The organism is Nocardia sp. NPDC050378 (assembly GCF_040655675.1).
In the GTDB taxonomy this organism is placed as follows: domain Bacteria; phylum Actinomycetota; class Actinomycetes; order Mycobacteriales; family Mycobacteriaceae; genus Nocardia; species Nocardia coubleae.
This window is the reverse complement of sequence record NZ_JBFAKI010000004.1, coordinates 165,606-188,637: the sequence shown is the minus strand read 5'-3', so window position 1 is coordinate 188,637 and position 23,032 is coordinate 165,606. Positions and strand designations below refer to the sequence as shown.

Genomic DNA, 23,032 nt, shown 5'->3' with positions numbered 1-23,032 from the left:
GCGTCGCGTCGCGCCCGGTGGATCGCTTCACCGGGCGCGACGCACTGCTTCACAGACCCAGATCGCGGCCGATCAGTTCCTTCATGATCTCGTTCGAACCCGCCCAGATCTTGGTGACCCTGGCGTCCATCCAGGCCCGCGCCACCCGGTATTCACGCATGTAGCCGTACCCGCCGTGCAGCTGCACGCAGGCGTCGAGCACCTCGTTCTGCACCTGCGCGGACCACCATTTGGCCTTGGCGGCGTCGACGGCCGACAGCTCACCGGTGGTGTGCGCGGCGAGGCACTGGTCGATGAACGCCTGCGTGACCTCCACCTTGGTGACCAGCTCGGCGAACAGGAATTTGTTGTACTGGAAGCTGCCGATCTGCTGCCCGAAGGCCTTGCGCTCCTTGGCGTATGCGAGCGTCTCGTCCAGGATCGCCGCCGCGTGGGCGATATTGGAGGCGGCGGCGCCGATGCGTTCCTGGGGCAGCATCTGCATCATGGTGATGAAGCCGCGGTCGAGCTCACCCAGGCGATTGGCGTCGGGGACGCGCACGTTGTCGAAGAACAGCTCGGCCGTGTCGGACTCGGGCTGGCCGACCTTGTCGAGTTTGCGGCCACGGGTGAAACCGTCCATGCCATTCTCCACGGCGAACAGGGTGATGCCCTTGGCCTTCTTCTCCGGGCTGGTCCGGGCGGCCACGATCACCAGGTCGGCGTTGAAGCCGTTGGTGATGAAGGTCTTCGAGCCGTTGATGATCCAGTCGTCGCCGTCGCGCACGGCGGTGGTCTTCAGCGCGGCCAGGTCGGAACCGCCCGACGGTTCGGTCATGCCGATGGCCGTGATCAGCTCGCCCGTGCAGAACTTCGGCAGCCAGCGCCGCTTCTGCTCGTCGGTGGTCAGTTCCACCAGGTAGGGGGCGCACACGTCGAAGTGGATGCCGAACGACGACGAGATCGCCGCGCCGGCCTTGGCCAGTTCCTCGCCGAGCACCGCGTTGAACCGGTAGTCACCGGCATCGCTGCCGCCGAATTCCTCCGGAACACCGAGCCCGAGGTAGCCGAGTTCGCCTGCGGCCAACCAGGTTTCGCGGTCGATCGAGCGCTGTTCGATGAACTTCTCGGCGTTCGGTTCGATCGACCGCTTGACGAATTCGGCCACCGAGGCACGGAAGGCCTCATGGTCTTCGGTGTAGAGGGTGCGCTTCATTCCTACAGTGTACGAACGCCGCGCGGTGCGGTGTCAACGCGAAAAGCGAGCCTTGGTGCCGGACACGAAAAAGCTCCCCGGCCTGTTGACCGGGGAGCTCATCTGTAGCCCCGACGGGATTCGAACCCGCGCTACCGCCTTGAGAGGGCGGCGTCCTAGGCCGCTAGACGACGGGGCCAGAACAGCAGTTCATCAGCGTGAACCGCGCGGAACATACCTTAGCCGACGACGGGCGATCGACCAAAACGGGGGGGTGGATGCGACTCGGTGGCCGACGACCTGACGGCGCCGTCGGCGGGCCGCTCAGGCCTCGGGGAACTCGAGTTCGGCGTCCTGGTCGGCCGCCAGCAGGAAATAGCCGAGGAAGGTGACGCCGTCCTGTTGTGCGTCGAACCGTTGGATACGGACGTGCGCGGGTTCGTAGAACACATCACCGGGGCGCAGGATCGTTGGTGGTTCGCCTTCGATCTGGTACACGGCGGAGCCGGATTCGATGCTGCCGAAGACCGGGCCGTTGTGCACGTGAAGGCCACCGGCGACGTCAGGGGCCAGCGTGATGCGCCTGATTTCGACGCGATGCAGGGCCAGTGGGGACGGCAGTACCTGGTCGAGAAGAGTCGTACGGGTGACCGCACCGGTTTCGGGCATGGCTTGGGGTTACTCCGTTTCCGGTCGAGATTCGTTGGGCGGCAAGCAGTCACAACGATACTGCGGACGGGTGTCCCGGTCCGTCGGACTGGCGCGCGCTCAGGAAAGGCTGCCGAAGAAGGTGTGGAGGTCGTGGGCGAGCAGTTCCGGCTCCTCCATGGCGGGAAAGTGACCCCCCTCGGTGAAATCCGTCCAGTGACCGATCGCTGTGTCCGGGTCGATCGCTCGGCGCAGGAGCGGGTGAGTGTCGAAAACGGCCCAGCCCGACGGCACTTCGGTTGTCGCCAGGTCGATGTCGGCGTGTGCGGACTCGTAGTAGAACTGCGCGCTCGACTCGCCGCTACGGGTGAACCAGTAGAGGCTGATGTTCGTGAGGAGTTGGTCGCGCTCGACCGACTCGTCCGGCGTCCGGTGGTCGTCGGCGCGCCTGGTCTTGAACTTCTCGGCGATCCACGCGAGCTGACCGACCGGTGAGTCGGCCAGCGCCGCGCCGATCGTGTCGGGGCGATGGTTCTGCATCTCGAGATACCCGCGATCGGCGGCGACCTCCGCGCGCACCGCGGCTATCTCGGCGTTCTCCTCGTCGGACAGGCCGTGCGGGTACGGGAAGAGGTCGCCGAGCAACCCGAGCCATCGGCGCTCCGCACCGATATGGGTGCCGATGACCCGCTCCGGGTAGAGCGTCGCGAGGCGACCGGTGGTGCCCGAACCGATGTCGGTGCCGTGCGCCGCGAACCGGTCGTAGCCGAGTCGGGTCATGATCTCGGCGTAGGCCGGCGCCGTCCGCGTCAGGTCCCAGCCTGTCCCCGACAGCGGGGTCGAGAACCCGAAACCGGGCAGCGACGGGACGATCACGTGGAACTCGTCGGTCAGCAGCGGGATGAGGCGCTGGTACTCGACGAACGAACCCGGCCAGCCGTGGTTCAGCATCAGCGGGACGGCCCGCGGGTTCGCCGACCGCACGTGCACGACGTGGAACGTCTGTCCGTCGACGACCGTCGTGCACTGGTCGTACTCGTTGAGCTCGGCCTCCTGCGCCCGCCAGTCGAAACCGTCGCGCCAGTACTCGGCCAGCTCGATCAGATACGCCGGTGGAATGCCCCGGCGGAAATCGGTGCGATCGTCTCGGCCCGGCACGGGGAACGGCCTGCGCGTGTGTGCCAGGCGGTTGCGCAGGTCGTCGATGTCGGCCTGCGGGATATCGATGCGGAACGGGGTGAGCGTGGTGTTGTCGGTCATGGTGCCCACGTTCGCAGGTAATGCGGAAGATCAGCTTCCGCGATTGCTGGAATGATCGGGACGATGTTGGAAACCTCGGCGCGCCTGCTCGAATTGCTGTCGTTGCTTCAGCTCGAGCGGGACTGGACGAGCTCGAAGCTCGCCGACCGGCTCGCGGTGAGTACGAGGACGGTGCGCGCCGATATCGGGAAGCTGCGAGCCCTCGGCTATCCCGTGGACGCGCGGCCCGGCGTCGCGGGCGGGTACCGCCTGGCCGCCGGGACGGCGATGCCCCCGCTGTTGCTCGACGACGACGAGGCGGTCGCCGTCGCCGTCGGACTCGGTGCGGTCGCCACCCAGGGACTCGGAGTGGAAGAGACCGCGCTCACCGCGCTCGCCAAGCTCGAGCAGGTGTTGCCCTCGCGACTGCGTCGGCGCGTCGCGGCGGTCCGCGAGGCGACGAGCGTTGTTCCCCGCGTCGAGCCGCCGCTCGATCTCTCGGTTCTCGGCGCCGTCGCCGTCGCGATCCGCGGCCGCGAACGACTCCGGTACGGCTACATCAAGCCCGGCGGCGGCGAAGCGGCCCGCCATGTCGAACCGCGACGGCTGGTGAGCTGGGGGCAGCTGTGGTACCTGCTCGCGTGGGACCTCGAGCGCGACGACTGGCGGGTCTTTCGGGTCGACCGCATGGTCGCGCCGGTACCGACGGGTGCGCGGTTCCCGCCGCGCGTGCTCCCGGACGCCGATGTCGTCGAGTACGTCATCGGACGGATCAGCAGGGGAACCTGGCGGTACCGCGCCCGGGTGCTCGTGCACGCCCCCGCGGTCGAGGTCGCCGCGCAGTTCCCCGCCCCGCTCGACATCGAGGTGGTCGACGAGTCGACGTGCCGTGTCGAGCTTGGCGCGGACGACCCGGACCGGCTCGCGTTGTGGATGACACAGCTCGACGTCGATATCGAGGTGATCGACGGCGACGAGCTCGCGGAGGCCTTCGCGCGTCTCGCGGCCAGGTTTCACCGTGCGGCGGGCGGTGCCTCCGTGCCGTGAGCGCGCGAATCCACCCGGATGCTGCGGTGATTGACTGCGGAGCGGCGGCGGGGAAGGGTGGTGCCATGGCGGGAATAGAAGTGCGTCACGGGGTCGAGCTGTCCAACCTCGATCAGCCGTTGTTCGACGGGGCCGAGGCACGCAAGCGTGACCTGCTCGACTACCTGGAGTTCGCCGGGCAGCGATTGCTCGGGGCACTTCGCGGGCGGCCCCTGTCGGTGGTGCGGGTGCGACCGGGCCAGGAGCCGTTCATGCAGAAGAACCTGCCGAAGTACACGCCGGAGTGGGTATCGCGGACGACCGTGTGGGCGGAGAGTTCGCGACGGGAGATCACGTACGCGCTGTGTGATGATCTGCGGACGCTGCTGTGGTTCGGGAATCAGCGGGCGGTCGAGTATCACCCGACCTTGTTTCTTGCCGAATCGACGCCCGCACCAACGCATCTCGTGCTCGACCTGGATCCGTCACCGGGGCAGACGTTCGCCGATGCGGTGGCGGGTGCTCGGTTGATCCGGGAGGCCTTGGCGGCGGACGGGTTGGCCGGGGCGGTGAAGACGAGTGGGTCCAAGGGACTGCATGTGTTCGTACCGGTGGTCGACGGTATCGATGTGGAGGATGCGGCGGCGGCGACGCGGGCGGTGGCCGCGCGGGCCGAGCGGATCGATCCTGCCGTCGGGACAACGGCTTTCATTCGTGAAGACCGGCGCGGGAAGGTGTTTCTCGATGCCACCCGCGCCGGCGGTGCCACGGTGGCCGCGGCATACAGCCCGCGGATCCGACCGGGCGTCACCGTGTCGTTCCCGCTGACCTGGTCGGACCTCGACGACGTGACGCCCGCCGACTTCACCCTGCGCACCGTCGCGGACCTGCTCGGTGACTCGGACCCGTGGGTAACGGAAATGCCTGAACCACAACACCTTCCGGACGACCTGATCGCCGAAGGCCACACCATCCCGGTCGCCCGGGTCCAGGCCATGCACGAAGGTAAACGCCGCGCCCGCGCCCGCCGCGCGGAATGATCAGACCGGTGTGAGCGTCGCCGCGCCGAAGGACACGTGGAAACGCTCGCACCAGATGCTGACCGAACGCACCGTCGACAGGTCGGTCCCGGCGGGCACCTCGTAGTTCTGGTTGCCCTCGTTGCCCTTCAACGCACCAAGAGCACTCGGCGTGCGGACATGATGCCTCCTTCGAGGTCCATCATTCTCCGTCCGTCCGCCGGGCGCAGCCTCGGATCAGTTACCGAGCGCGGCCACGCCGGCCTGCGCGAACTTCTCGTCGAGATCGCCGCTCGGGGCACCTGCCACGCCGATGCCCGCGATGGGCGCGCCCTTCGACTTCACCGGGGCGCCGCCACCGAGGAAGAGGGTGCCGTCGATGTCGGCCAGGTGGGGTGCGGACTCGAGCCGCTCGGTGAGCTCGCTGGTCGGGGCGTTCCACGAGACGGAGGTGAACGCCTTCTGCTGCGCGGCGTCGTAGGACTGCGGGCCCGCGCCGTCGCCACGGAGGGTGACGATCACATTGCCGTTGCGGTCGACCACGGCCACGCTCACCCGCTGGTTCTCCGCGGCGGCCGCGTCGAGCGCGGTCTGGGCGGCCTTGGTCGCGGCGGCGACCGACAGGTGGGTGCTGGTGGCCAGATTGCTGTCGGCCGCCTCGACGACGACGGGGGTGCGGGTGGCCGGGTCGGGATCGGCGGCCTGCACGGTGACGACACCGATGACGCCCGCGCCGACGACGGCGGCGGTGGCACCGGCGACGACGAGACGGTTACGGGTGCTGAACTTGCTGGTCATTGCTACTCCTGAGCATTTCTCGGCCGTCGGATCGGCGGCGCGGCCTGGTGATATCCATCCTGTTCGCCCGGCGGCTCCGGCGAATCGACGGTGTGGCTGGAGTGCGCGGCCGGATCGGACGACACCCGGGTCGACCGATCGGATGACCCGCCGGGCCCGGGCGGCGGGAGAGAATGCCGAGGAGAGGGAGGAGGCCGCATGGACCTCGGTGACCAGCGCGAGGACACCCGTCTGCTCGCGATCATCGTGCACAGCGCGTTCTACGTGCTGCTCGCCGCGTCGCTGTTGCGCTGGCTGATCCGGCACAGCGAGACCCGTTCGACACCGCTCATCGTCGTCCTCGCGGTCGCGCTCGCGGTGCTCTACGGGCTCAGCGAGTTGCGGCAGTCGCGTCGGCTCGGGTGGTTCGCGGCGCTGGTGCTCACCTGGTCGGTGCTGGTGGTGCTCGCGCCGAGTTTCGCCTGGTGCGCGGTGCCGTTGGTGTACACGGGCCTGCGCATCCTCTCCGAACGCACTGCGGTGACGCTGGTCGTCGTGCTGACCGCGCTGGTGGTGGCCAGTCAGGTGCGCATCGCGGGCTGGCTCGATCCGAACCTGGTGCTCGCGCCGCCCGCGGTGGCGGCCGTGACCACCGCGTTGTTCGTCGGTATGCGTAGGCAGGCGACCCGGCAGGCGGCGCTCATCGACGATCTCGTGCGAACCCGTCAGGAGTTGGCCGACACCGAACGACGCGAAGGCACCCTCGCCGAACGCGAACGGCTCGCGATGGAAATCCACGACACCCTCGCCCAGGGTCTGTCCAGCCAGCGCATGCTGTTGCAGGCCGCCGACCTGGTCTGGGATACCGACCCGGGGCTGGCCCGCACGCATCTGCGCTCGGCCGCCGAGATTGCCGAACGCGACCTCATCGAAGCGCGCCGCTTCGTCCACGATCTCGCCCCCGCCGATCTCGCCGCGGGCGGGTCGCTGGCCGCCGCCCTGACCGCGCTCGCCGTCCGGGAATCCACCGACACGCTGACGGTGCGATGCCATATCGAAGGTGCGCCGGTGCCGCTGCCGCAGCGCGTGGAAGCCACGCTGCTCCGCATCGCCCAGGGTGCGCTGGCCAATGTGCGCGAACACGCGCGGGCGAGCACGGCGACACTCACGCTCACCAGCCTCGACGACCAGATCGTTCTCGATGTGGCCGACAACGGATGCGGCTTCGATCCCGGTGACCTCGGTGATCCAGCCGAGCATCGGGGTCACGGTCTGCCTGCGATCCGGGCGCGCGTGCGTCAGCTGGGCGGTACCTGCGCGATCGAATCGGCGCCGGGAGAGGGGACGGTGCTGTCGGTGTCGATCCCCTTGGCCCCGGTCGCATCGGGCGATGCCCGCTAGCATCGGCCGTTATGACCACCACCGTGCGCCTGCTGATCTGTGACGATCACGCGGTGGTGCGCGCCGGCCTGCACGCCCTGCTGTCGAACGCACCCGGGATCGAGGTGATCGGAGAGGCCGCCGACGGCCCGACGGCGGTGGCGCTGGCCGGGCGCCTGCGGCCGGATGTGGTGTTGATGGATCTGCAGCTCGGCGGCGAGATGGACGGCGTGGCCGCGACCAGGCTCATCACCGCCCAACCGGCGCCGGCACCGCACGTTCTCGTGCTGACCACCTACGACACCGATGCCGACATCACCCGCGCGATCGAGGCGGGCGCCACCGGGTACCTGCTCAAGGCCGAACGCCCCGAGGAACTGTTCACCGCCATCCGCGCGGCGGCCGACGGACAGACCGCGTTGTCGGCACCGGTGGCGGCGAAGGTCATGGCCAAGATGCGCAATCCCGGTCCCACCCTCACCGCTCGCGAGCGCGACATCCTCGGCAAGCTGGCCGAAGGCCTCGGTAACCGGGAGATCGCCCGCGCGCTGCACATCAGCGAGGCGACGGTGAAAACGCATCTCGGGCGCATCTACGACAAGCTCGGCGTCGATACGCGCGCCGCGGCGGTGGCCGTGGCATCGGAGAAGCGGCTCCTCGCCTGAGGAGCTTGCGGCACTACTCATACAAAGGGTTGCCCGAATTGCCAGAAAGAAACGTGATCGGGCCCACTTATTTCTTGTGAGGCCAGTCACAAATAGCCGTCTGAAGCACAGTTCTGTGATTACGGATTTATCACGAACGACCAGCGGTGAACAGCGTACGGTTGGACAAACTCTGCTACATAAGCGTCCGTGATCGGTGCGTGATCTTCCGTTGCGAAACAGCTACATTCGATCACGGCTTGAACAACAACCCGAGCCGAATCGAATCGCAGAACGCCGCAAAGCCTGCCCCGCGATTCGAGGATCCCCGACATACCTGTGGGGCAGGGACGCGGTAGTTCGAATACCGAGTCGGTGGGCGCAGGCAGGAAATGCTTATGTCTTTCAATCGCAAGTTCACCACCCGTGCCCTCGGTTTCGCCGCTGTCGCCGGTGCCATGATCGCCGTTCCGGCCGGTCTGACCACTGCCACCGCTTCGGCGAACAACTGGGACGCCGTGGCGCAGTGCGAGAGCAGCGGTAACTGGGGTATCAACACCGGTAACGGCTACTACGGCGGTCTGCAGTTCTCGCAGAGCACCTGGGAGGCCTACGGCGGCACCGGCACGGCCGACAACGCCAGCCGTGAAGAGCAGATCCGCGTCGCCGAGAACGTGCTCGCGGCCCAGGGCCCCGGCGCCTGGCCGACCTGCAGCGCCTACCTGTAAGGTACGCCGCGCAATAAAGACTTTCCTTGTCGGGAAACGGAATACCCGCTATTCGAAGCACACGTCGAATAGCGGGTTTTTTCGTTTATACCGAATCCAGCCGATAAACGGTGAGCGCGGCCGCCAGCATTCGTGAATCCTTCGGATCCGCCGGGTCGAGCCCGGTGAGGTCGGCGATACGGCGCAACCGGTAGGTGAAGGTATTGGGGTGGACATGGATACGGCGCGAGGCCGTCTTCCGGTCGGCGCCGAACTGCAGATGCGCCTCGAGCGCGTCGATGAGGTGTGGACTCGACAGCAGCGGAATCACGCGCTGCGCCAACCGCTTTCGCGCCGGCCCCGGGCGGGTGAGCTGATACTCGAGCAGCAGGTCGTCGAGCCGGTAACAGCCACCGGGTTTGCCTCGGAGCCGGGCCAGTTCGGTCAACTCGCTCGCGTCTTTGGCCGCGGTGGGAATGTCCTCGCGGGCCACCTCGGAGAATTCGGCCAAGAACACCGGGACCCCGAACTGTTCGGCCAAGCGCGTGGCGAGCTGGTCGAAACGCGCGGCATCGAGAACGTCGGCCTCGGAGCGGCTCAGCAGGGCGATACCGCTCGTGCCGTCGAAGGTCGCGGGTGTAGTCGTTCCGGTGAGCGCGTCGAGGGCGCGCTGCAACACGCGGATACGGCGGCGCGTCAGCAAGTTCGCCGCGCTGCCGGTGCGCGGCGGCTCGTCGAGATGGATCGCGAGCACCGTGTACTGCTCGGCCAGAACCGTGTCGGCCCGCGCGGCGAGTTCCTCGGCGGGCAGCCCGCGCACCAGTGCCGAACACAGTTCACGCCGCGCCTCGCGCTCGGCATGGTAGATCGACTGCTCCACCTCGGTGTACACCTCGACCACCGTGGTGTTGATGTGGCGCAGCAGGTCGAGCAGCCGGCTGAAGACGTGGATGAAATCGAACATCTCGTCGGGGTCGACCTCCGCCGCGGCCGCGGTCAGCAACGACTGCGCCGAGGCGTGGATGGCGTCGATGAGCAGCGGCAACGGCAGCCGGTCCTCGGCATGACGTTCGGCGACCGGGCCGACGAACACGGCCACTTCCCCCTTGGTGAACTCCCGGTTCGAAGCGATCGCGTCGAGCACCGCCCGACCGCAGGCGTAGATGGTCGGCAGTACTTCGGCGGTGAAGTGCCCCGCGGGCAGTTCGGCGGGCGCCTTGGCGGCAAGGCCTTCGGCGAGCATGCGCTCGGCGATCTGCGGCCATCGGCTCAGCAGACGAGCGGTCAGATCGGATGACGCGGGAGCGGGATGTTCGGCGAGCATGAGAGGAATTGTGTCCCAAGACAGGGCCGTTGTGGGCGCTCCCGTCGGCAACGACGAGAACTTGGTTTCCGAGACAATGACGCGGTCGTTTTCTGGGCGCACGGTGCAGTGACTTCCCTGTGGCGCAGCTCATAGATTCGTCAGAACGCGCGACGAGTCACCTGCTCGACGACGCTGTTCTACGGAAGTGAAACCCCTTGATTGCAACGACGCATCCTCTCCGCCGGACCCTGTCTGCGTTCGGCATCGCCGCCGCGCTGGTGGCGCTCGGCACCGTCCCCGCGGCCGCGACCCCCACGCTGGAACCGACTGTCGCCTCGCTGGCCGAGTACCTCGACGCCACCATGCCGATCACGCCCGACGGCCGGCCCACGGCCATCGCCGACACCGGCAGCGCCTCGGGCAGCGGCTCGGGCAGCGGCTCGGGTTCGTCGAGCCGTGCCTCCGACACCGTCGGTGAGGGCCCCTCGATGTCGGCCTACCTGCCCGCACTCGCCTACGGCCTGCTGCACCCGGACGCCGCGCCGCCCAAGGCCAACCGCTGGGATTGCAAACCCACCGCGGCCCATCCGCGACCGGTGGTCCTGCTGCACGGCACCTGGCTCAACGCCTACGACACCTTCTCCTATCTGTCACCGCGGCTGGCCGATGCCGGGCACTGCGTGTTCACCCTGAACTTCGGCAAGTCCACCCTGCTCGAGGCCGGTGGGCTCGGCGCGATCCTGCCCGGCCGCAACGGGGTCGGCCCGATGGTCGAATCCTCAGGCCAGGTGGCCGCGTTCATCGAGCGGGTGCTGGCGGCGACCGGTGCCGAACAGGTCGATATCGTCGGCCACTCCCAGGGCGCGACCATCGCCAACCACTACCTCAAGTTCGACGGGGGACGGGACAAGGTCGCCACCCTCGTGAGCTTCGGCGGCACCCACCACGGCACCTCGCTGCTCGGCATCGCCACGCTCGGCCGCATGATCAACAACGCGGGCATCGACATCCTCGGCTTCTACCGGCCGATCATCGGCGCCGCCAATGTGGAACAGGCCATCGGCTCGCCGTTCTACACCACCCTCAACGCCGGCGGCGACACCGTGCCCGGCGTGCACTACACCGTGGTCGGCTCCCGCTACGACGAAGTGATGAACCCTCTCGACCTGGGCTTCCTGGCCGCCGGGCCGGACGCGACCGTCGACAACATCACCCTGCAGGCCGGCTGCGAACAAGACGTCTCCGACCACCTGACGATGATGTACTCCCCGCGCGCCGTCTCCATCGCGCTGCGTGCTCTCGATCCGGCACAGGGAACCGAGCTGGCCTGCACGTTCAACCCGTGGTTCGTCGGCGGAGGCGGCAGCCTATGACCAGTCTGCTCGATCGGGCGGCCACCCTGCGCGGAGCACCACCGTTGCCGCCCGACGATCCCTTCTATATCGCCCCGCCTGATCTCGAGACGCTCGCCCCCGGCGCGGTGGTGCGGTCGCGCTCGGTGGAGCTGGCCCTGTTCGGCATGGTGCCCCAGCGTATCGCCGCGTGGCAATTGCTCTATCGCACCTGCGATCTCGACGGCAATGCCGAGGTGACGGTGACGACGGTGCTGTTGCCCTGGGGTGCCGACCCGCACGAGTCCCGTCCGCTCGTCTCGTTCCAGTGCGCGATCGATGCCGTTGCTCCGCAGTGCTTTCCGTCCTACGCCTTGCGCCGGGGCGCGCAGACCATCGGCTCGATCGCCCCGCTGGAACTGCCGATCATCGCGATGGCGCTGCGGCAGGGGTGGGCGGTCTCGGTCCCCGACCACGAGGGGCGCGACGGGCGGTTCGGCGCCGCGCGGGAACCCGGTTACCGGGCGCTCGACGGCATCCGTGCGGCACTGAGTTTCGGCGCGCTCGGGTTGTCACCGTCGAATCAGGTTGCGCTGTGGGGTTATTCGGGCGGCGGGCTGGCGACGGCCTGGGCGGCCGAGCTGGCCGCCGAGTATGCCCCCGAGCTGGATATCGTCGGCGCCGCCGCCGGGTCGCCCGTGGGTGACCCGGCGGCGGCGTTCGTCCGGCTCAACGGTGGCTGGTTCGCCGGATTCCCCGCCGCCTTCGTCGCCGGGCTCAGCCGCGCCTACCCGGAGCTGGTCCCTGTGCTGGAAGACCACTTCGACACGCGGTTCCGCGCCCTGCTCGGCGAGGCCGAACGACGCAGTACCTTCGCGCTGTTGCTGCGGTTCGCCCGCCGCGATGTCGCCCGCCACCTGCGCGGCGGCATCGCCGAACTGCTCGCCGAACCGGTGCTGCGCCGCGTTCTCACCGACATCGAGCCCGGCGGCAAGGCCCCGGCCGCCCCGCTGCTCGTGGTGCAGGGCGTGCGCGACGAGGTGATCGCGGTCGCCGACATCGACGCGCATGTCCGGCGCTACGAACGGGCCGGGGCGAGAGTGCGGTACCTGCGCATCCGCAACGGTTCCCATCTGCCGCTGGAGTTCCTCGTCGTCCCGGTCGTCCTCGACTGGCTCGCCGACCGTTTCGCGGGCAGGCGGGCCGAGACCGGGACACAGACGGTGGCCTCGGTGGCCCGTTCCGTGCGGGCGGTGCGCAAGCACCTGGAGTTCCTGCAGGTCGTGCTGACCATGGTCGCCGGTAGGTCGATCGGTGTGGCCGATGCCCCGTCGGCGTCGGCCGAACGATCCTCGCCGCTGGTGCCCGAAGAACGGGAAGTATTACGTATCAGCTAATTCTCCGCACCCTTCCCGCGAATGTCGGGCCCTAAACATAAAAGGTGAATAAATAACTCTCAGAAACTTCTCATACAATTTTAAGTAACACACTGTTTCACCTATAACCGCAGGTGGTGATAGGTGAAATTGGGTGACTGTAACGGCTGTCACTAATCCGTAATTTGCGTAACTCGCGGTGTTCGGGGGTCGATATGCCATTCGTAAGCCAGCCTCGGCTGGAGCATGAGAAACAGAGGAGTATTTATGATCCCCGTTATCATCGACACCGGTAGCGCCGCCCTGAACGGTCTTTTCGACACCCTGGGTGCTGCTCTGCACGGTCTGGTCGACACCCTGTGGACCGGCTCCTTCGGCGGCTGATTCGTCAGCGCTTTCGGCCGGTAACGGCCGGGTCGACGGGAACGTCGACCACGAGAATGCCCCGCACCTTCCGGTGTGGGGCATTCTCGTGGTCGGGGTCAGTGTGTGTGCGGCGCTTCGGCCGTGTGGGTGTCACCGCAGGCGCTGCTCTGCCGGTTGCCGATCGCGAGCACCTCCGGGGTGGCGTGATCGACCTGCAGGGTGACGTGGTTGATGTGGTGGTCGTGGTCGAGCATGTGCGCCACGTCCTCGCGCACCGCGTGGCAATCGCGGCCCGGCTGCACCAGGATGTGCGCCGACAGGGCGGGGGAGCCGGAGGTGATCTCCCAGATGTGCAGATCGTGCACACCGACCACGCCGTCGCGGGCGCGGATGTCGGTGTCGATCTGCGCGGGGTCGAGGTAGTCGGGGGCGGCCTCGAGGAAGATGCGGCTCGACGCGCGGATCAGCCCGACACCCGCCTTGATCATCAGCGCGACCACGATCAGGGTGGCGACGATATCGGCGCGTGCCCAGCCCGTCAGGATGATGACCACACCCGCGACGGCGGTGGCGATGAACGCGAACAGGTCGTTGAGGATGTGCTGGTAGGCGCCCTCGATATTGAGGCTCGTCCGATCGGCGCGACTGATCATCCAGGTGGCGAGCACATTCACGGCCACGCCGACCAGTGCGGTGACGAGCACGAGACCACCGTGAACTTCCGGCGGCTCGAACAGTCTGCGGATCGCCTCGTAGCCGAGCCACAGCGCGAGCAGGAGCAGGGTGAGCCCGTTGGCCTGGGCGGACAGGATCTCCACCCGCTTCCAGCCGAAGGTCATCCGGCCCTTCGGCGGGCGCGCGGCCAACCGGATCGCCCACAGCGCCAGCGCGATGGACGCGGCGTCGGTGGTCATATGCGCGGCATCGGACAGCAGTGCCAGCGAATCGGCGACGATACCGACGATGACCTCGCCGATCAGGAACGTGACGATCAGGGCCAGCGCGCCTGCCAGCCAGCGTTTGTCGCTGTCGGCCGACACCCCGTGGTCGTGCCCGTGTCCTGCGCCCATGCGATTTCCCCTCTCCGGTGATCCGAACGCCGCAATCATATGCACGAATCGCTATGTATGCAATTCCTTCGTCGGCCGGAACGGAGCGAGCCCGGCAGCCCTGCTCCCCCCTCCTGGAGCAGGCCCGGCCGGGCTCGCAGGAACTACTTTCCGGCACGGCACCAGCAGGATCCTGAAGAGTCGCTTAAGGCGTTGTCATCGGTCGGCTCGCCCGCGATAACCCGGTATGGCGGACAACTTCTGTAACGCGCACTGCGCGCGACTGTGTACCAGGGACGGGCTGGCCGACGTGCTGGCCACCGATCGCGGCCTGCTGCACTGGCGGGCCATGCGCAGCCTCGGCGATCGCGGGCTGGCCGAGCATGCCGTGCAGGAGACCTTGCTGCGCGCGTGGCGGGCGTGCGCCGACTTCGACGCGCGCAAGGGCAGCGTGCGCACGTGGCTGCTGGCGATCGAACGCAATGTGGTCGTCGATATCGTGCGGGCTCGTGCCGTGCGCCCGATCGATGTGGGTTTCGACGACCTCGCCGAGCTGGTGCCCTGTGGCAAACCGGATTTCGCCGACGGACTCGTCGACGGCCTGCTCGTCGACGAGCTGCTCGCCCGGTTGCCCGAACCGCAGCGCGCGGCCGTGGTCGAAGTGATTCTGCGTGATCGCGGATACCGGGAAGTGGCCGAGGATTTCGGGGTTCCCGTCGGCACGGTGAAGACCCGCGTGCACTACGCGCTCCGCTCGCTGCGACAGTTGCCGGAGGTTGCCTGACGCGCTCGAAGAATCGCCCATCTGGGCACCTGACCAGCGATTATCGGCCTATTGCAGTTCGGTAACGGCGCTTGCCCTGTCGTTGTACACGTGGCAAGAGTTAACTACTGGGTTTGGTGTTACCAATGGGAAGGGAGGGGTGCTCCGTTCCGGAGCGCCGACCGAACATGAAACCAGACATCATCAAGGCCGGTCTCTGCTCCACTGTCTCCGCCGCGGTCGTGGTGTCGCTGTCCGGGCTGCTGCCCGTGACCGCCCACGCCGCCCCCGAACCAGCGCAGGGCGATCAGCTCGCCGGGAAGACGATCTTCCTCGATCCGGGTCATCAGGGCCCGGCCCACGCGGAAGACCTCGCCCGTCAGGTCGACAACGGCCGAGGCGGAACCAAGGATTGCCAGACCACCGGCATGACCTCGCTCGGCGGTGTCCCCGAGCACACCATCAACTGGGAAGTGGCCCAGCTGGTGAAGACCTCGCTGCAGGCGCTCGGCGCCGACGTGGTGCTCAGCCGCGTCGACGACACCGGGTGGGGCGGCTGCGTGGACGAACGCGCCCGCGCCGCGAACGAATCCGGTGCCGAGGTGGCGGTGAGCATCCACGCCGACAGCGCACCCGCCGACCAGCGCGGCTTCCACCTCATCCTGCCGCAGCTGCCGGTGCCCGATCCGGCGGTCGAGCAGGCTCAATCGCGCGCCGGGCTCGCCGCGTCGAGCGCGGTGCGCGACGCCTATGTCGCGGCCGGGATACCACCCGCGACCTACGGCGGTGCGAACAACGGGCTGCAGACCCGCGCCGATGTGGCCGGGCCAGCCTTGACCCGAGTGCCGCTCGTTTTCGTGGAGATGGGCAACGGCGCCAATGCCGAGGATGCGGCGCTGCTCGAATCGCGCGAGGGACGGCTGCAGCACGCGGTGGCCATCACGACCGGATTGGTCGGCTACCTGCTGAACAAACCGATCGGACCCGCCCCTGCCCTGGCCTTGGCACCCAAGCCGATTCCGGGTCGGGCGCCGGTGGCGACCCCGGTTCCCACGCCCGGGCAGGAGCCCGAGCCGGGTGCGGCGACGGACTCGACGACCGAGAAGCCGGGTCGGTCCGATACGACCTCGCCGCGGCGGGGTGCGCCGTCTACCGGCAAGTCCGCGCCCGGTGCCACGGGTGAGCCGGGTCAGGGATCGGTGCCGGAGTCCGACGGGACCGGGCAGGGGTCGGTGCCCGAATCCGGTGGAGTCGGCCAGGGATCCGCGCCCGGTGCGGCGTCGGAACCCGAGTCGGGTGGGGTTGGTGAGGGGTCCGCGCCCGGTGTGGCGTCGGAACCCGAGTCCGGTGGTGTCGGCGAGGGGTCGGCACCTGAATCGGACGCGACCGGAAACGGTGCGGGGCCGGAATCCGGGGCGAATGGGCCGGGGTCCGCGCCCGAGTCGGGCCCGGCAGGCGCACCCGCCCAGGGGTCGCCGGAGAACGGCGCGGCCGGCGACGAATCCGGCCAGAACCCGGCGCCCGTGGAGGAACCGTCCAGCGATTCCACCACCCCGGCAGCGCCCGCCCCGGCGCGCGCACCGGCCCGGGCCCCGATCGCCGACCCGGCCCCGCTGCCTTACGCGCCCGCCCGCACCGCACCCGGTGCCAACGCCCGCCCGCCCGCCGCACCGGCTCCCACCCCGAGGGAACGCGGCGGTGCGGCCCCGAAGGCCCAGCCCTACCAGGAGGAATCGGTTCCCGACATCACGTCGCTGAGCAGTTCCCTCGGCGGCCCGGTCCTCACGGTGATGAACATGCTGATGCCCATGGCTCAGTCCCTCGGCATGGACAACAGTGTCATCACCAATCAGCTCATCAACTTGGCCTACACGCTCGCCGGGGTCGTCTTCGGCCCGACGAAGTAGACCTTCGAACCCTTCGTTTCGAGGTCACCACGCTCTGCGGGCGGTATGCCGCCCCCAGAGCGTGGTGAGCGCGCGTCCAGGGCCGGGGAGGGGCTCGGTGGATGGGCGGTGAGAGTGGGGGGTAGCGGCGAGATGGCACCATGGGTGCCGTGATTCCTGTGGTGATCGTTGCTGGGTTTCTGGGGTCGGGGAAGACGACTCTGCTGAACTATCTGTTGCGCAACAACCGGGGGACCCGGATCGGAGTGGTGGTCAACGACTTCGGGGCGGTGAACATCGACGCGATGCTGGTCGCGGGGCAGGTCGATGCCATGGTGTCGCTGGGGAACGGGTGTGTGTGCTGCGCGGTCGACGTGTCCGAGCTCGACGATCTGTTCGCACAGCTGGCGCAGCCGCGCAGCGCGGTGGACGTGATCGTGGTCGAGGCCAGCGGGCTGGCCGAACCACGCAATCTGATCCGGATGGTCGTGGCGAATCCGAATCCCCGCATCGGCTACGGCGGACTCGTCGAGGTGGTCGATGCCGAACAGTTCGGCGAAACGAGCACCCGGCACCCGGAGCTGATCTCGCATCTGAAACTGGCCGACCTGGTGCTGGTGAACAAGGCCGATCGCGTCACCCCCGAGGCACTCACGGCCCTACGTGCGCAGATCACCGAGTGGGTCGATCAGGTACCCGTCTACGCGACCACGCACGGCCGGGTCGACCCGGGTCTGCTGTTCGACGAGCGCACCCGCGAAGAGCCGAAAGTGGCGCAGCAGCTGAGCTTCGACGCCCTGCTCGACGACCACGACCACGACGATCCCGACCACCGGCACTTCCACGACGACTACGTGTCGGTGTCGTTCACCAGCGAGCGCCCGCTGAATCCTCGCGCCCTGGTGGACTTCCTGGAGAACCCACCACCAGGGTTGTTCCGCGCCAAAGGATGTGTGGCCTTCGCGGTGGAGGGGGAGCGGCGCAAGTTCGAGATGCACCTGGTCGGCCGCCACGTGACGTTCACGCCAGGCACCTGGGCGCGCGGCGAGCAGCGGGTGTCGAGCCTGGTGCTCATCGGTGCTGGTCTCGATGCCGACGCGGCCCGGGAACGCCTGCGTGCCACCGTCTTCGAGGGCCACTCGCCGTTGGACGATCAGGCGATGCTCGGCATCTGGCGCTACACCCCGAGCATGGTCTAACCGCAGGCGTTGACCCATTCCGAGAGCCCGTCGGCGAACAGTTGCCGCTTCCAGATGGGCACTTCGTGCTTGATCCGGTCGACGAGCTCGTGGCATACGGTGAACGCCTCGGCCCGATGCGGTGCGGCGACGGCGACCACGATCGCCAGGCCACCGATGTCGAGCGCGCCGACCCGATGGGCGGCGGCGACGGGAAGTCCACTGGCCGTGGCGACTTCGGCGCACACCGCGTGGAGGAACCGTTCGGCCTGCGGGTGCGCGGAGTACTCGAGCGACGAAACCGCCTGGCCACCATCGTGATTGCGGACCTTGCCGGTGAACACCACCACGGCACCGAATTCCGGTCCGTCCACGGCCTTTTCGACGGCGGCGGGATCGAGATCGCGGTCACTGATCGCGGCCAGCGCGACCGTGCCCTTGTCATTCATGATTGCCGCCTCCGGCTACTTGCGCGAGCAGATGATCCAGCAGCGGCTCCAGCACGGCGATGCCGTCCTTCACCCCGCCGGGCGAACCGGGCAGGTTCACCACAACGGTGCTCCCGACCAGGCCCGCGACCCCGCGGCTCAGCGCCGCGAGCGGGAATTTCGCCGTCCCACGCTGCCGGATGGCGTTGGCCACCCCGGGCAGCTCCCGATCGAGCACGGCCCGTGTCGCTTCGGGGGTGGCATCGGTCGGCGAGGCGCCGGTGCCACCGGTCGTGACGACCAGCGACGGCGCCCCGGTCAGTGCGTCGGCCAAGCCTGCCGCGATGTCGGCGTCCGCGTAAACGAGTGGACCACGCACGGAAAAACCTTGCGCGGCAAGCCATTCGGCGAGCACCGGGCCAGTGGTGTCGACACGTGTCCCAGCCGCCGCGCCGGTGGACGCGACCACCACGGCGGCACTACGAGGCTCTGCGGTGGCGCGGGGACCACTCGTCACGGCGGGCCGCGAATCAGCGGCGACCGAGCTCGCTGTTTCCGGCGTGCCCACGGCGGATTCAGCCGCCCCGCTCTCGGTACCGGTCCGCGCCTCCGGTCGCACCCAATGCCCGTGCTTGCCACCTTCTTTGGTGACCAGCCGCACTCCGTTCAGTACCGCCGCCGGATCGACCGCCTTCACCATGTCGTGCAAGGTGAGCCCCGCCACGGCGACGGCGGTGAGCGCCTCCATCTCGACCCCGGTCGGCCCGGTGGTCTTGGCGCTCGCCTCGATGGTGATGGTCGTCTCGGTGAACCCGAACTCCACCTTCACCGACGACAGTGCCAGCTGGTGGCACAGCGGGATCAGCTCGGAAGTCTTCTTGGCACCGGCGATTCCGGCGAGCCGGGCGGTGGACAGCACGTCGGCCTTGGGCATGCCGTCGGCACGGACCAGGCGCACGACCTCGGCCGTGGTCTGCAATTCGCCTGCGGCGACGGCGATCCGGGTGGTGTCGGGCTTGGCACTCACATCGACCATGCGGGCGCGACCTTCGCGGTCGACGTGCGACAACTCGCTCATAGCATCAAGATTCGCACAGTGGCACCGGCGGCGAGCGTGGTGACCTCGGCGGGAATGTCGACGAGCGCATCGGCCCAGGCCATGCCCGCGATGAGATGTGAGCCGGGTCCGGACACGACTTCCACGCCGTCGTCGCTGGTGAGGCCGCGCAGGAACTGACGTTTGCCCGCAGGGGAGCGGACCGGGGTGAGCAGGGGCAGTTCGCGGCTCGCGGGCGCGGGCAGTCCGGCGAGCGCCCGGATCACCGGCCGCGCGAAGACCGTGTAGGAAACCATCGTGCTCACCGGATTGCCCGGGAAACTCAGCACGGGCACACCGTCGACCACCGTGTACCCCTGCGGTCCACCCGGCTGCACCGCGACGGAACCGAACGTCCCACCCAACGGTGCCAGCACTTCTTTGACCACCTCGAAGTCCCCCTTGGACACGCCACCGGAGGTGAACACCACGTCGGCCTTCGCGACGGCCGACCGCAGCACCCGGGCGAAGACGGTCGCGTCGTCGGTGCTGTGGGCGATCTCGAGCACGTCGACGCCGTCGGCGCGCAGGGCGGCGGCGAGGCCGATCCCGTTCGAGTTGTAGATCTGGCCGGGGGCCAGCACCGAACCGGCCGGTCGCAACTCGTCCCCGGTGGTCAGGCACACCGCACGCAATCGCGACAGCACCGGCACACTCGGCAGCCCGACGGCGGCCAGCGCGGCGATATGACGCGGCGCGAGCACCGTGCCCGCCCGGGTGACCAGCTCACCCACCCGCACATCGGTACCGGCCTCGCGCACGAATTCCCCACGAGCCCGGCCGCGTTCGACGACGATGCGGTCGGCGCCCGCCTGCACGTCCTCCACCGGGACGACGCAGTCCGCGCCCGGCGGCAGCGGCGCACCCGTCATCACCTTCATCGCCGCGCCCTCGGGCAGTACCTCGGTGCCGGGCCTGCCGGCGGCCACTACACCAGCGACCGGCAGCGTCACCGGCGTGACGGCGACATCGGCGGCCCGCACCGCGTACCCGTCCATCGCCGAATTGCGGAAGACCGGCAGATCGATCGGAGAGGTCACATCGGCGGCGAGCACGCGCCCGAGCGCGTCGGGGACCGGCACCAGTTCGGAGGTGCGGTCGGCGAGGTGGGCCAGCAGCGCGGCAACGGTGTCGCGGTACTCGTCCACGCTGCGCGCCGACGCGGTGGCGGGCCGGTGAGTCATGTGCCCAGCCTAATCGTCGTCGCGGTACCCGGTTCGATCGTGTTGCTCACTCTTTCCCGGCCCCCGCGGTGAGCAACGAATCGCCGCACCGGACCCGATGTGACGGCCCCGACGGGTCATACTGGAGGAATGACGCTGGTCGAGATGGGGATCCCCGCTGTGCGCTCGGAGCGGCCGTCTCTCGACGGCAGGCCCGAGACGCCGCTGCTGGTCGATCGATTCGGCCGCGTCGCCCGTGACCTGCGCGTCTCCATCACCGAGAAGTGTTCGCTGCGCTGCACGTACTGCATGCCCGAGGAGGGCCTGCCGCCGATCCCGCGCGAGGAACTGCTCACCGCCGACGAGATCGTCCGGCTGGTCTCCCTCGCCGTGAAGGAACTCGGGGTGCGCGAGGTGCGCTTCACGGGCGGCGAACCGCTGATGCGCCGAGAACTCGAGCAGATCATCGCGGGCTGCCACGCCGCCGTTCCCGACACTCCGCTGGCGATGACCACCAATGGTGTCGGCCTCGAACATCGGGTGCGTGCCCTCGCCGATGCCGGCCTGACCAGGGTGAACGTCTCCCTCGACACCGTCGACCGGCTCGACTTCGCCCGCCTGACCCGCCGCGACCGCCTCGGATCGGTTCTCAACGGTATCCGCGCCGCCCGCGACGCAGGCCTCGCGCCGGTGAAGGTGAACGCCGTGCTCATGCGCGACAACCTCGCCGGTGCCGCCGACCTGCTGGCCTGGTGCCTCGCCGAGGAATGCGAACTGCGCTTCATCGAGGAAATGCCGCTCGACGCCGACCACGAGTGGGCGCGCGAACAGATGGTGACCGCCGCCGACCTGCTCGACGTGCTCGGCACCCGCTTCACCCTCACGCCCGCCGGCCGCGCCGACCCCTCGGCGCCCGCGGAGAAGTGGCTGGTCGACGGCGGCCCCGCGACCGTCGGCATCATCGCGACGGTGACCCGCAAGTTCTGCGACGCCTGCGACCGCACCCGGCTCACCGCCGACGGCATGCTGCGCTCGTGCCTGTTCAGCGACCAGGAGTTCGACGTGCGCACCGCCCTGCGGGCCGGCGCCGACGACGCCGAGGTCGCCGAGCTGTGGCGTGGCGCGATGTGGCAGAAGTGGGCAGGGCACGGCATCGACGCCGCAGGTTTCGTCCCCCCGGAACGCACGATGGGAGCCATCGGTGGTTGAGGTCCGCTATTTCGCCGCCATCGCCGACGCGGTCGGCAAGAACACCGAATCACTCGACCTCCCCGACGGCGCCACCGTCGCCGACCTGCGCACCACCCTCGCCACCACCTACGGTGCCGAGGTGGACACCCTGGTCCGGGTCTGCGCCTTCCTGATCGGCGACGAACTCACCCGCGACCCCGCGGCCGTGCTCCGCGACCGCGTAGACGTCCTCCCCCCTTTCGCCGGCGGCTGAACCCGGTCCAGCGCAAGATTCGGCCCACCGCCTGGAAGGTCGCGGCGAGGGATCATCGGGCTCAGCGATCGGTCCGGCCGGTGTCCCACACGCGGTCGGCGAAATCCGCGATGCGTGGGGCGATTTCCGGCAGGTGGGTCTCCAGGGCGAAATGGCCGGTGTCGAACAGGTGCAGTTCGGCCTGCGGCACGTCTGCGAGGTAGGCGTGGGCGCCGGGCTCGGGGAAGAACGGGTCGTACCGACCCCAGAGGATCAGGGTGGGTGGTGTGTGCGTCCGCAGCCAGAGCTGCCAGGCGTCATAGCGCTCGAGGTTGCTGTGGTAGTCGAAGGCCAGCGTGAGCTGCGCCTGCTTCCGTCCGGGCGCGTCGAGGAAGTGCTGGTCCAGGGTCCAGGCGTCGGGGTCGAGCACATGCGGGTCCGAGACGCCGGTTTCGTACTGGCCTCGGGTGCCGTCCAAGGTCAGCAGGTCGCCGATCACGTCGCGTGATCCGGGGGTTTCCGGGGTGAGCGCGATGAAATCGCGGGCGCCGTCGGACAGGCCCTCGGTGTAGGCGTTGGCGTTCTGCACGATCAGTCCGGCGATCCACTCCGGATGACGCTCGGCGATCCGGAAACCCACCGGCCCACCGAAATCGAAGACGTACATGATGAAGCGGCGCAGGCCGAGGGCTTCGAGGAAGCCTTCGGTGATATCGGCCAGACGGTCGAACGAATAGACGAAATCCTCGGGCGCCGAGGTGTGCCCGAAGCCGGGGTAGTCCGGGGCGATGAGGTGGTACCGGCCGCCGAGGGCATCCATCAACCGGCGGAACTGATGCGAGGCCGAGGGGAAGCCGTGCAGCAGTACCAGCGTCGGCGCGTCACGCGGGCCGGTCTCACGGTAGAAGACGCGCACGCCGTCGACCTCGACGAACCGATGTGCGATCACAGGAATCTCGATCACCGTAAACCCTTTCACGTTGCAGCCGGTCTTATAACCGTCAATCAACAGTTGAAAGGTTAGCGGGGGGCGAGTTGATTCCCGAATCGCGA

At 68.5% G+C, this 23,032-nt stretch carries 20 protein-coding genes, 1 tRNA gene and 3 pseudogenes; 12 read left to right on the top strand and 12 right to left on the bottom strand.

Features of this window, described 5'->3' with window-relative positions:
• Window positions 1-49: 49 nt before the first annotated feature.
• The 4 genes from AB0I35_RS11020 to AB0I35_RS11005 all read right to left on the bottom strand — a co-directional run bounded on the left by AB0I35_RS11020 (window position 50) and on the right by AB0I35_RS11005 (window position 3,082).
• Entirely contained in the window at window positions 50-1,195 is a 1,146-nt protein-coding gene (locus AB0I35_RS11020) for an acyl-CoA dehydrogenase family protein (protein WP_357395636.1), read from the bottom strand.
• 105 nt (window positions 1,196-1,300) lie between these two features.
• Window positions 1,301-1,373: transfer RNA gene (locus AB0I35_RS11015), tRNA-Glu, on the bottom strand.
• A 125-nt stretch (window positions 1,374-1,498) separates the two neighbouring features.
• Window positions 1,499-1,843, bottom strand: a complete 345-nt coding sequence (locus AB0I35_RS11010) for a cupin domain-containing protein (protein ID WP_357395635.1) — start codon at window positions 1,841-1,843, stop codon at window positions 1,499-1,501.
• A 99-nt stretch (window positions 1,844-1,942) separates the two neighbouring features.
• Window positions 1,943-3,082, bottom strand: a complete 1,140-nt coding sequence (locus AB0I35_RS11005) for an epoxide hydrolase family protein (protein WP_357395633.1) — start codon at window positions 3,080-3,082, stop codon at window positions 1,943-1,945.
• 63 nt (window positions 3,083-3,145) lie between these two features.
• On the opposite strand from AB0I35_RS11005, the gene AB0I35_RS11000 reads away from it, so the two are divergent.
• Together AB0I35_RS11000 and AB0I35_RS10995 are read left to right on the top strand one after the other, a co-directional pair.
• A complete protein-coding gene (locus AB0I35_RS11000; RefSeq protein ID WP_357395632.1) occupies window positions 3,146-4,108 on the top strand; it encodes a WYL domain-containing protein in 963 nt (320 codons plus the stop codon).
• 65 nt (window positions 4,109-4,173) lie between these two features.
• Entirely contained in the window at window positions 4,174-5,127 is a 954-nt protein-coding gene (locus AB0I35_RS10995) for an ATP-dependent DNA ligase (RefSeq protein ID WP_357395631.1), read from the top strand.
• On the opposite strand, the pseudogene AB0I35_RS10990 reads toward AB0I35_RS10995, so the two are convergent.
• Both AB0I35_RS10990 and AB0I35_RS10985 read right to left on the bottom strand, forming a co-directional pair.
• Window positions 5,128-5,262 (bottom strand): annotated as a pseudogene (locus AB0I35_RS10990) (DM13 domain-containing protein); the annotation flags it as partial.
• 81 nt (window positions 5,263-5,343) lie between these two features.
• Entirely contained in the window at window positions 5,344-5,904 is a 561-nt protein-coding gene (locus tag AB0I35_RS10985; protein ID WP_357395629.1) for a heme-binding protein, read from the bottom strand.
• A 198-nt stretch (window positions 5,905-6,102) separates the two neighbouring features.
• Here AB0I35_RS10985 and AB0I35_RS10980 point away from each other — a divergent pair, with 198 nt between their 5' ends.
• From AB0I35_RS10980 to AB0I35_RS10970, 3 genes and pseudogenes are all read left to right on the top strand, one after another.
• Window positions 6,103-7,284: a sensor histidine kinase gene (locus AB0I35_RS10980; protein ID WP_357395628.1), complete on the top strand. Its 1,182-nt coding sequence runs from the start codon at window positions 6,103-6,105 to the stop codon at window positions 7,282-7,284.
• Between the two features lie 11 nt (window positions 7,285-7,295).
• Window positions 7,296-7,928 (top strand): response regulator transcription factor, encoded by a 633-nt coding sequence (locus AB0I35_RS10975; RefSeq protein ID WP_357395626.1) that lies wholly within the window; start codon window positions 7,296-7,298, stop codon window positions 7,926-7,928.
• Window positions 7,929-8,305: 377 nt separating this feature from the next.
• Window positions 8,306-8,614 (top strand): annotated as a pseudogene (locus tag AB0I35_RS10970) (transglycosylase family protein); the annotation flags it as partial.
• Window positions 8,615-8,720: 106 nt separating this feature from the next.
• Here AB0I35_RS10970 and AB0I35_RS10965 read toward each other — a convergent pair.
• On the bottom strand, window positions 8,721-9,938 hold the full coding sequence (locus AB0I35_RS10965; RefSeq protein WP_357395625.1) for a helix-turn-helix domain-containing protein: 1,218 nt from the start codon (window positions 9,936-9,938) through the stop codon (window positions 8,721-8,723).
• A 197-nt stretch (window positions 9,939-10,135) separates the two neighbouring features.
• On the opposite strand from AB0I35_RS10965, the gene AB0I35_RS10960 reads away from it, so the two are divergent.
• Together AB0I35_RS10960 and AB0I35_RS10955 are read left to right on the top strand one after the other, a co-directional pair.
• Entirely contained in the window at window positions 10,136-11,293 is a 1,158-nt protein-coding gene (locus tag AB0I35_RS10960) for an alpha/beta fold hydrolase (protein ID WP_357395624.1), read from the top strand.
• Window positions 11,290-12,648 (top strand): lipase family protein, encoded by a 1,359-nt coding sequence (locus AB0I35_RS10955; protein WP_357395623.1) that lies wholly within the window; start codon window positions 11,290-11,292, stop codon window positions 12,646-12,648. The genes AB0I35_RS10960 and AB0I35_RS10955 overlap by 4 nt, the downstream gene beginning before the upstream one ends.
• A gap of 461 nt (window positions 12,649-13,109) precedes the next feature.
• Here the strand turns inward: AB0I35_RS10955 and AB0I35_RS10950 are convergent, their stop codons facing one another.
• Window positions 13,110-14,063, bottom strand: a complete 954-nt coding sequence (locus AB0I35_RS10950) for a cation diffusion facilitator family transporter (RefSeq protein WP_357395622.1) — start codon at window positions 14,061-14,063, stop codon at window positions 13,110-13,112.
• Between the two features lie 226 nt (window positions 14,064-14,289).
• Here AB0I35_RS10950 and AB0I35_RS10945 point away from each other — a divergent pair, with 226 nt between their 5' ends.
• The 3 genes and pseudogenes from AB0I35_RS10945 (at window position 14,290) to AB0I35_RS10935 (ending at window position 17,890) form a co-directional block, all read left to right on the top strand.
• Window positions 14,290-14,826 carry a sigma-70 family RNA polymerase sigma factor gene (locus tag AB0I35_RS10945; protein WP_357395621.1) on the top strand — a complete coding sequence of 179 codons (537 nt, stop codon included), beginning with the start codon at window positions 14,290-14,292 and terminating at the stop codon, window positions 14,824-14,826.
• 167 nt (window positions 14,827-14,993) lie between these two features.
• A pseudogene (locus AB0I35_RS10940) lies at window positions 14,994-15,773 on the top strand (N-acetylmuramoyl-L-alanine amidase); the annotation flags it as partial.
• Window positions 15,774-16,870: 1,097 nt separating this feature from the next.
• Window positions 16,871-17,890 carry a CobW family GTP-binding protein gene (locus tag AB0I35_RS10935; protein ID WP_357395620.1) on the top strand — a complete coding sequence of 340 codons (1,020 nt, stop codon included), beginning with the start codon at window positions 16,871-16,873 and terminating at the stop codon, window positions 17,888-17,890.
• Here the strand turns inward: AB0I35_RS10935 and AB0I35_RS10930 are convergent.
• From AB0I35_RS10930 to glp, 3 genes are read right to left on the bottom strand one after another with little or no spacing between them, the layout of a single operon-like run.
• Entirely contained in the window at window positions 17,887-18,318 is a 432-nt protein-coding gene (locus AB0I35_RS10930) for a molybdenum cofactor biosynthesis protein MoaE (RefSeq protein WP_067493072.1), read from the bottom strand. The two genes, AB0I35_RS10935 and AB0I35_RS10930, sit on opposite strands and share 4 nt — an antisense overlap.
• Window positions 18,311-19,375, bottom strand: coding sequence for a bifunctional molybdenum cofactor biosynthesis protein MoaC/MoaB (moaCB, locus tag AB0I35_RS10925; RefSeq protein WP_357395619.1), 1,065 nt, complete (start codon window positions 19,373-19,375; stop codon window positions 18,311-18,313). The genes AB0I35_RS10930 and moaCB overlap by 8 nt, the downstream gene beginning before the upstream one ends.
• A complete protein-coding gene (gene glp / locus AB0I35_RS10920) occupies window positions 19,372-20,577 on the bottom strand; it encodes a gephyrin-like molybdotransferase Glp (RefSeq protein ID WP_357395618.1) in 1,206 nt (401 codons plus the stop codon). The genes moaCB and glp overlap by 4 nt, the downstream gene beginning before the upstream one ends.
• Window positions 20,578-20,706: 129 nt before the next feature.
• On the opposite strand from glp, the gene moaA reads away from it, so the two are divergent.
• Both moaA and AB0I35_RS10910 read left to right on the top strand, forming a co-directional pair.
• On the top strand, window positions 20,707-21,765 hold the full coding sequence (gene moaA / locus AB0I35_RS10915) for a GTP 3',8-cyclase MoaA (protein ID WP_357395617.1): 1,059 nt from the start codon (window positions 20,707-20,709) through the stop codon (window positions 21,763-21,765).
• A complete protein-coding gene (locus AB0I35_RS10910) occupies window positions 21,758-22,000 on the top strand; it encodes a MoaD/ThiS family protein (protein WP_357395616.1) in 243 nt (80 codons plus the stop codon). Before moaA ends, AB0I35_RS10910 begins: the two co-directional genes overlap by 8 nt.
• 61 nt (window positions 22,001-22,061) lie before the next feature.
• On the opposite strand, the gene AB0I35_RS10905 is transcribed toward AB0I35_RS10910, so the two are convergent.
• Window positions 22,062-22,943: an alpha/beta hydrolase gene (locus AB0I35_RS10905; RefSeq protein ID WP_357395615.1), complete on the bottom strand. Its 882-nt coding sequence runs from the start codon at window positions 22,941-22,943 to the stop codon at window positions 22,062-22,064.
• Window positions 22,944-23,032 lie beyond the last annotated feature (89 nt).